Here is an 8,443-nt window from a genome sequence, read left to right on the forward strand (position 1 = left end):
GTGACCAGGAGGTCGACGGGCGGGCCCTGGTGGACCCACAGGGCCTCGTAGGCGACGACGGAGCCGAGGGAGTGCGCGATCACGACCCGGGGGGTGTGGTCCGCCAGCGCGGTGGCGAGTGCCGCGCGGGCGTCCGTGCGGGCGCGGCCACGGGTGTCGAGATAGGCCGCGACCTCCTTGAAGAAGCGGGCGACGAACGCCTCGACCATCGCGGGGGCCAGCCGGTCCCGGGCGGCGATCCAGCCCAGGGCCTGCCGCAGTGGCCAGGTGAGATACCCCTGAGGGACCTCGGCCGGCAGGCCCTGTTCGTCCAGCCACAGCCGCAGCAGGTCCTCGGCGTCGGGGGTGAGTTCCTCCAGCGGTGTCCCGCCGGGGCCCTGTTCGCCCGGTTCGCGCAGCAGATCGGCGTAGTAGGCGACGGCGATGTCGCACTCGGCCGCCGCCGTCCCGAAGGGGCCGTGGGCGAGATGCCGCGCCCAGATCCCGGCGAGCTGTGCCCGCGCCTGCTCGCTCGTCGCCCCCGGCCGGTGGTTTCCGACCCCGTGAACTCCCAGAATGCGCATCCGGCCCCTCCCTGACCCGGTGGACAAACACCCAACGAGCCGCTTCCACGGCTATGTTGGGTGATCGAACCCTAGAGGGTGTCGCCCATCGGCGTACCCCGAATATCCGATGGCCGTGAACATGTGTGAAGGAGAGCGATGGGCGAGGTATCCCGGTTCCGGCTGGACGGCGGGGGCGTCGTCAATGTGGAGGTGGACGACGATGTGCTGATCGGCCGGTCGTTCCGGGACCACCGGGGGGTCTACGAGGCCACCACGACCCTGGGCGACGCGTCCCGCACCATCGGGTCGGCGGTGGCCGATGTGGTGCGCGGGGTGCTGGATGTCCCCGGGGGGCCGCGACCGGACGAGGTCGACATCGAGTTCAGTGTGCGGATGAACCCCGACGCCGGGGTGGTGATCACCGACGGGGCCGGCTCCGGGCACTTCCGGATCAGGGCCACCTGGCGGCGGGAGAGCCACGGCGCCCGGCCGTCGTCGTACGAGGGCCACCCGCTGCCGTACGAGGGCCCCCGGCCGTCGCACGGATGACCACGGGTCACGACAGCCCGCCGGTGGATGTGACCGGTCACGACAGCCCGCCGGTGGAGGTCACCGGTCGCGACCGCCCGCCCGCGGAGAACGCTGTCGTCGTCGCCGTCGGGTCCTTCCAGCACGAGGCGGTCGCCGACGACGCGGAGGAAGTACCGCTGCTCCAGGGCCCCACCGGCTACGAGAAACTGGAGTTCGCCCACGGCCGGGGCGCCGCCGTGGGGGAGTCCCTCACCGCACTCGGATACGCCCTGCACGGCGGCAAGGTCCTCACCGACCCCACCCACCAGGACACCCGCGCCTCCCTCGACACCGCCCTGAGGGCCACCCCGCCCGCCGGCGGACTGATCGTCCATCTGATCAGCCACGGCCACACCGACGCCTCCGGCTCGCTGCGGATCGCGCTGCACGACAGCGGCCCGCACGACGGGCTCGACGTCGAGTCATGGCTCCGCGACCTGGAACGGCCCGATCACCCCTCCGCCCTCGTCATGCTGGACGTGTGCCACGCCGGGGCGGCCGTCCGCTGGCAGTGGAACACCTGGTCGCTGCGGCGCCGGGCCGCCGACCGGGGCGCGGACGCCCGCCGGGCCTGGGTACTGGCGGCGGCGGCCCCGGGCGAGCCCGCGTACAACGGCCGTTTCAGCGAGGCCGTCGCCGCCGTACTGGCACGGCTGCGCCATGACGGCCTGGACACCGATCCCTCCCTGGAGTACGTCCCCGTCTCCCTGGTCACCCGGGAGATACGGGCCACGCTGGAGCGGTTGTGGCGGGACGCGAACGGGCTGGCACAGCACCTGGAGAGCACCCCGCTGGCGCTCGGCGAGGAGCCCGCGCTCCGGCTGTTCCGCAACCCCCGCTACCAGCCCACCGCGCTCGCCCGGCTCCGGCTGGGCGCCGAGGACGCCCTGCGCAGCTTCCTCGCCGAACTCGACCCGGTGCTCGACGCGCTCCACTACATCACCCGCGCGTTCGGCGCCCCCGACGACTCCGTAGCGGCCTGTCTGTTCAGCGGGCGCAAGGCCGAACTGGACCTCCTCACCCCCTGGGTGAACAGCGCCGAACCCGAGCCCTCCCTGGCCGTCGTCACCGGCGGCCCCGGCACCGGGAAGTCCGCCCTGCTGGGCATGCTGGTCTGCGCCGCCCACCCCGAGCTGCGCGACGCCCTGTGGCACCGGCTGCCCCCGCTGCGGCTGCCGGGCCGGAGCGAGGAGTTCGCCGCCGTGCACGCCCGGGGCCGCAGCGCCGGACAACTGGCCGCCTCGATCGGCAGGCAGCTCGGGCTGCGCGAACCGGCGTCCGGCTGGAGCCCCGCCCTGCTCATCGACGCCCTGCGCAGGCGCTCGGGGCCCTCCCGTCCCGTGGCGACGATCGTCGTGGACGCCCTGGACGAGGCCGTCCGCCCGGCCGATGTGGTGGACCTGCTGCTGCTCCCGCTCGCCGATGCGCGCTCCCGGCCGAAGGGCGACAGGCCAGGGCGCCCGGAACGGCCCGTGTGCCGGCTGCTCATCGGCACCCGTACGGTCGAGGAGGCGGCGCCGGTCGTGGAACGCGCCCGCGACGGGGGCCTGCTGGTCGATCTGGACCAGGCGGACCGTTCCGTACTGCGCGACGACGTCGCCGCGTTCGTCCGGCGGCATCTGGAGCTGTCGCCGCTGTACAACGCCGGTACGCAGGAAGCGCTGCGCGAGCGGCTCGGCACGGAACTGGCCGCCGCGCTGGTTCCGGGCTGCGGCGTCACGGGGAACCCCGGGCCCTATCTCCCGGCCCGGCTGCTGCTGCACCAGCTCCTCGACGCGGAACGGGCGATCGGGACCGGCGAGATCGACGCGGTGGTGGCCCGTGCGCCGCGTAACGCCGCCGATCTGCTGGAACTCGACCTGGCGCGGCTCGGTGACCCCTGGGCCCGGCCCCTGCTGACCGCCATCGCCCACGCCAGGCACCCCGGTATCCCGGCCTCGCTCGCCCGGGTGATCGCCCCGGTGCTGTTCGGCGCCCCGGAGGACCCGTCAGCCCCGGAGGGCCCGTCAGTCCCGGAGGACCCCGCCCCCGCCCCCGACGATGTCGCGGCGACCCTGGAACGCGTCGGGTTCTATCTGCGGCGCACCCCCGACCACGAAGGACCCACCCTCTACCGGCTCTTCCACCAGGAACTGGTCGACCACCTCCGGTCGCTGCCCGCAGCCGACGGCGGCCACGCGCCGACCGCCGTCCTGCGCGCCCTGCTCTCTCCGCTGCGTACGGAGCCCCGCGGTGCGGTCCGGTGGCGGTCGGCCGTCCCGTACCAGCTACGGCACGCGCTGGAGCACGCGCGCGACGCGGACCGGGCCGATGAACTCGTCGCCGACCCCGAGTTCCTCGTCCACACCGGCCCGCCCGCCACCGCCCTGTCCGGGCTGCGGACCCCCGCCGCCCGCGAACTGGCCGCCGTCTACCGGATGTCGGCCGACCGGCACCGTACGCCCGGCGCCGACGCCGACACCCGCCGTTCCGTGCTCGCCGTGGACGCGATGCGCTCGGGCCGGGGCGGGCTCGCGGCCCTGGTCGTACGGGACACCGCCGGGTGGACGCCGCTGTGGGCGTCGGGGACGGCGGGGGAGGAGTCGCCCGTCGTACGCCTCGGTGGGGCGAGGAGGGCGGCCCGGCTCGTCGAGGTCACGGTCGTGGGCGGCCGGGCGCTGGTGGTCGCAACGGGCGGCGGATGGTCGAAGACCTGGGATCTGGCGACCGGTGCCGCCCTCCCTCTGTGGATCGGGCTGGACCGGTACGGGACCACGCGGCGCGATCCCGGTACGGACGGTGCCGTCGAGCCGTTTCGCGTGACCAGGAGGCGGACCACGCTCCTGAGCCTGCGCGACTCCTACACCGCGCGCCGGACCGATGGCTCGCTGGTCAGGGTCCGCCACTATCCCGCCGGACTGCTGCGGATCTCGGACAGCCGGGTCCCGGTCGCGGACGCGCGCCGGGAAACAGCTCTCAGCGGCGTCCGGGCGATCGCCTCGCCCCCGGAGGGACCGCTGTTCGCTGTGGCGCTCGACTCCGGCCGTATCCAGCTCATCGACCTCGACGGGCCGCGGGTGCTGCTTCCGCACCGGCTGACCGGTGACATGGTCCGTGACGGGGTGCACTCGCTCGCGGTGCACCAGACCGGGCCGGACCGGGCGGTGGTGCTCGCCGGGACCGTGGACGGGCCCGTCGTCTGGGACGTTCCGCTGCGGGAGGAGGGGGAGTTCCCGGCGGTGCCGCTGACACCGTCCGACGACGGCGTACGCCCTGAGGAGCGCGACGACTCCGGCCCGGTCGCGCTCGTCGCGGGTGCGGACGGGGGCGAGCCGCTGGCCGCCGTGGCCACCGGAGGATCGGTCACGCTGCGGCCCCTGCGCGGCGGGCCCGAGCACCTGCCACGCGGCGGGCCCGAGGACAGGCCGCACGGCGGACCCGAGCGCATCCTCGGCGGCTCGAACCGGCAGCTCACCGCGCTCGGTTCGGCGACGGTGAACGGGCGGCGGCTGCTGGCCGGCGGCAGTGCGGACGGGATCGTACGGGTCTGGGACGTCGATGCCCCGGCGGGCCCGGAGTCCGGGGCACGCCACCCCGGCCCGGTGACCGCCGTGACCACCGGGTCGATCGGTGGCCGCCGGGTGCTGTTCAGCGCGTCGGGCGGCGAAGTGTGGGTCCGCGAACTGCGCACCGGGCGCACGGTGCACCGCATCACCACGGGCGGGCTCGGGGTGACGGCTCTCGCGTTCACCCGGCTGGGGCGGCGTCCGGTGGTGCTGGTCGCGGGCTCCGACTGGTCGGTCCAGGTGTGGGACGCGGAACGCCGGGCGCCCGTCGGACCGCCCCTCACCGGTCACACCGGCCGGGTCGACGCCCTCACGGTGGGGCGGCTCGACGGCCGCCCGGTCGCGGTGACCGGTGGCAGTGACAACTCCGTCGCCGTCTGGGATCTGCCCTCAGGGTCGCTGATCGGCGCGCATCCCACGGCGCACGACGCCCCGGTGACCGGCCTCGCCCTGACCGAGGTCAACGGCACGACCCGGCTGGTCTCCGGCGGCGAGGACGGCGCGGTGGCCTTCTGGGAGCTGACCGAACAGGCCCTCGTCCGCAACTGCACGGTTCTGCTGCCGGGCGCCGTCACCGCAGTGTCCCTCACCACCGGCCCCCGGGGTCCGCTCGCCCTGACCGGCGGCGCGGACCGTACCGTACGCCGCTGGGACCCGGCGGGCGGCGAGCAGCTCGGGGAGCCCCTGCACGGGCATGACGCCGCCGTCACCGCGCTGGCCGCCGGGCGCTACGGCGGCCACCGCGCGGCCTTCACCCTCGCCACCGACGCCACCCTCCGCGCCTGGGACCTCGCCGCCGGCCACCCCCTCGCCCTCCTCGCCCTTCCGTCGACCGGCCGGGCCCTGGCGTGGGCGTCCCCGGGGAACGTGGCGATCGGCCTCGGGCGGGACCTGGTGGTGCTGCGGGAGCCGGGCAGGTGAAGTCCGGCGCGGGTCGCCGCGTGGGCCGCCGACGCGGTGGGTGACCGCCGGTCCGTGAAGCGTCCGTAGCTCATGCGTAGCTCTTACGCAGCTCATGCGTAGCTCTTATGTAGCTCAACAGAGCGCACCTTAAGCAAGCGAAACGGGCAAAAGCCACTAATCTCGGCCCCATGACCTGGCTCCGGGCGCTCAAGGACACCACCCGCTCCGGACTCACCCTCGAACGCGCTCAGCTCGAACCCCTCGTCGCCCTGCGCGCGGCAGCGGGGCTCGCGCTCGTCGTCGGAGTCGCGCTCGCGCTCTTCGGACCGGTGGTCGCGGTCAGCTCCGCGTTCGGCGCGTTCCAGGCGGCCATCGCTACCTTCCAGCGGAGCTGGCGGCCCCGGCCCGTGCTCGCCCTCGCCTCCGGCGGCACGCTGGCCGTGTCCACGTTCATCGGCTACCTCAGCGCCTTCCACCTCGCGCTGTTCGTGGCGCTGCTCGCGCTGTGGACGTTCGCGACGGGTCTCGCCTGGGCCGTCGGCCCGACCGCCGGGATCATCGGCGCGTCCAGCGTCGCGATCATGCTGGTGACGATCACGCTCCCGACGTCCGTCGCGGCGGCGGCCGGACACGCGGCCGTGATCGCGGCCGGCGGGGTCGTCCAGGCCGTTCTGATCGTGCTGTTCCCCGTACGCCGCTGGGGCGCCCAGCGGGACGCGCTCGCCGACGCGCTCGCCGCGGAGGCGGACTACGCGCGGCGGCTGCGGCACGACCCGAGGGCACCGTTCGACCCGGCTCCGCTGATGACCGCCCGCAGCGCGGCGGCCGTCACGCCCCGGCAGGCCCGCCGCAGACCGGCCGAGCTGCACGGCACCCGGGGAGTCGCCGAACGGATCAGGCCCGTCCTCGCCTCGCTCGCCGACCCGGCCGTCGGCGTGCCGGAGGAGGGGCCGCAGCGGGACCGGTGCCGGGAGCTGCTCGACGCGGCCGGTGCCGTACTCGACGCCGCCGCCCGCGCCATCCGCCACGGCGATCCCGTCCGGGTCCCGGCGGAACGCGCCGCCGTCCTCAAGACACCCGAGACCCTGAGGATTCTCGGCGGACCGCCCCGGCGGGCGGCGGTCCGGCTGGCGGCCCTGCTGGACGATGTGGTGGAGGAGGCCCGGGGCGAGGGCACCGGCGATGGCCCGCACCGCGTCCGGCCGTCGGGCCCGCACCGCGCCAGGCCGTCGCTGCTGCGGCCGTCCCTGCTGCGGCTGCTCCCCGGCGCGCTGCGCTCGGTGCGGGCCGAATTCCGCCGCCGCTCCCCGGTGCTGCGCCACGCCGTGCGGGTGTCGGCCGTCGTGGCCGCCGGGTTTCTCATCGGCACCGCGCTGCCGCTGGGCCACGGCTACTGGGCGCCGCTGACCTCCGTGATGGTGATGCGCCCGGACTTCTCCCAGACGTACGCCCGTTCCGTCGCCCGCTTCGGCGGCACCCTCATCGGCGTCGGAGTCGCCACCGCCGTCGTCCAGGCCACCCACCCCGGCGCCTGGCTCGCCGGGGCGCTGGCCGTCCTGTGTGCGTTCGGCGTGTACCTGGCGATGCGTACCGGCTATGCCGCCGCCAGCGCCGGCATCTCGGCGTATGTCGTCTTCCTGCTGGACATGGGCGGTGAGGAAGCGGGCCAGACCGTGCCCGAACGCGTACTCCTCACCCTCCTCGGCGGACTCCTCGCGATGCTCGCGTACGCCCTGTACCCCGCGTGGGAGACCCCACGGCTGCGCAGCCGGCTCGCCGACTGGCTGATCGCCGACGGCCGTTACGTCGCCGCCGTGCTCGACCACTACGCCCGCCCCGCCGACCGGGACAGCCAGGAGATCCGCCGGGCGCTGCTCGCCGCCCGCGACGCCCGCATCGCCTGGCAGGACGCCCTCGCCAAGGCCATCCACGAGCCGGTACGCAGCCGGGGCATGACCCGCGCCGCCGCCGAGGCCGCCGGGTACGCGCTCGGCCGGCTGGGCCGCGGCGCCATGCTGCTTGAGGCGCATCTGCCCGAGCACGGGTCGATCCCCGTCCCCGAGGCCGGTGCCCTCGCCGACGCACTGCGCCGCGACACCGAGCGCGCCGCCCGGGCCGTACGCGAACGCCGGGCCCCGAACTGGGACCGGACGCGTACGGCGCTGGGCGGCTGGGAGGTGGCTCACCCGGTGCTGAGCAGCGGGACCGCGCTGCTCTCCGAGGCGCTGGACGAACTCACCGACGCGCTCACGGATATCACCGACCCGGACGGGGGGTAGGGGACCCCCGCTGTGAACGCTGTGAACGCTGTGAACGCTGTGAACCCCGGCCGCGTACCCGCCGGGAACGTTCGCCGTGAACCCGCCGGGCGTTCTCGCCGGGAGGGCCTTAAGAGCCGGGCAGCTTCGGCAGTTCGTCGATCGCGCCCGTGGGGATCCCTTCGGGCAGCTTCGCCGAGGTGCTCTTGGCGAGGGTGTCCTTGAGCCCGGCGTCCCACGACACGACCAGTGTCTTGCCGTCGTTGGACTCGATCGTCCCCATCGTGCGGTCCTTGTTCCCGTCCGCGCACTTCAGCGACAGCATCGGCTTGCCGTGGTCCGCGACCTCGCCGGTACAGGCGCGTCCGTCGGCGGACAGCGCGGCCTTCTTGCCGGTGATGACCAGGTCGACGCGCTTTCCGTCGGTCGTGCCGGACCAGGCGCCGGTGACATCGCCGTTCACCTCCCCGCCGCCGTCGCCCGCGTCGGGCGAGGGCGCGGCCGGCTCCTGAGCCGTTTCCTTGCCCTTGGGCGAGTCCTTCGCCGGGTCGTCGCTGCCGCATCCCGTCAGTACGAGAGCGGCGGCGGCGACGATCCCGGCCGCCGTCACGGACGTACGTAC

General features: G+C 74.9%; 5 protein-coding genes. 3 read left to right on the plus strand and 2 right to left on the minus strand.

The genetic code is table 11. From position 1 onward, the window contains the following. On the minus strand, window positions 1–563 hold a 563-nt coding region (locus ACWF94_RS25665; RefSeq protein WP_453492968.1), incomplete at its 3' end, for a serine peptidase. 138 nt (window positions 564–701) lie between these two features. Here ACWF94_RS25665 and ACWF94_RS25670 point away from each other — a divergent pair. From ACWF94_RS25670 to ACWF94_RS25680, 3 genes are all read left to right on the plus strand, one after another. Next, window positions 702–1,094, plus strand: coding sequence for a CU044_2847 family protein (locus ACWF94_RS25670; protein ID WP_453492970.1), 393 nt, complete (start codon window positions 702–704; stop codon window positions 1,092–1,094). Next, window positions 1,091–5,581, plus strand: a complete 4,491-nt coding sequence (locus ACWF94_RS25675) for a hypothetical protein (protein ID WP_453492973.1) — start codon at window positions 1,091–1,093, stop codon at window positions 5,579–5,581. Before ACWF94_RS25670 ends, ACWF94_RS25675 begins: the two co-directional genes overlap by 4 nt. A 170-nt stretch (window positions 5,582–5,751) precedes the next feature. Further along, window positions 5,752–7,842 (plus strand): FUSC family protein, encoded by a 2,091-nt coding sequence (locus ACWF94_RS25680; protein WP_453492976.1) that lies wholly within the window; start codon window positions 5,752–5,754, stop codon window positions 7,840–7,842. 109 nt (window positions 7,843–7,951) lie between these two features. Here the strand turns inward: ACWF94_RS25680 and ACWF94_RS25685 are convergent. Beyond that, the coding region (locus tag ACWF94_RS25685; RefSeq protein ID WP_453492979.1) for a hypothetical protein at window positions 7,952–8,443 on the minus strand (492 nt) is incomplete at its 5' end.

This window comes from Streptomyces sp. NPDC055078 (assembly GCF_053607985.1).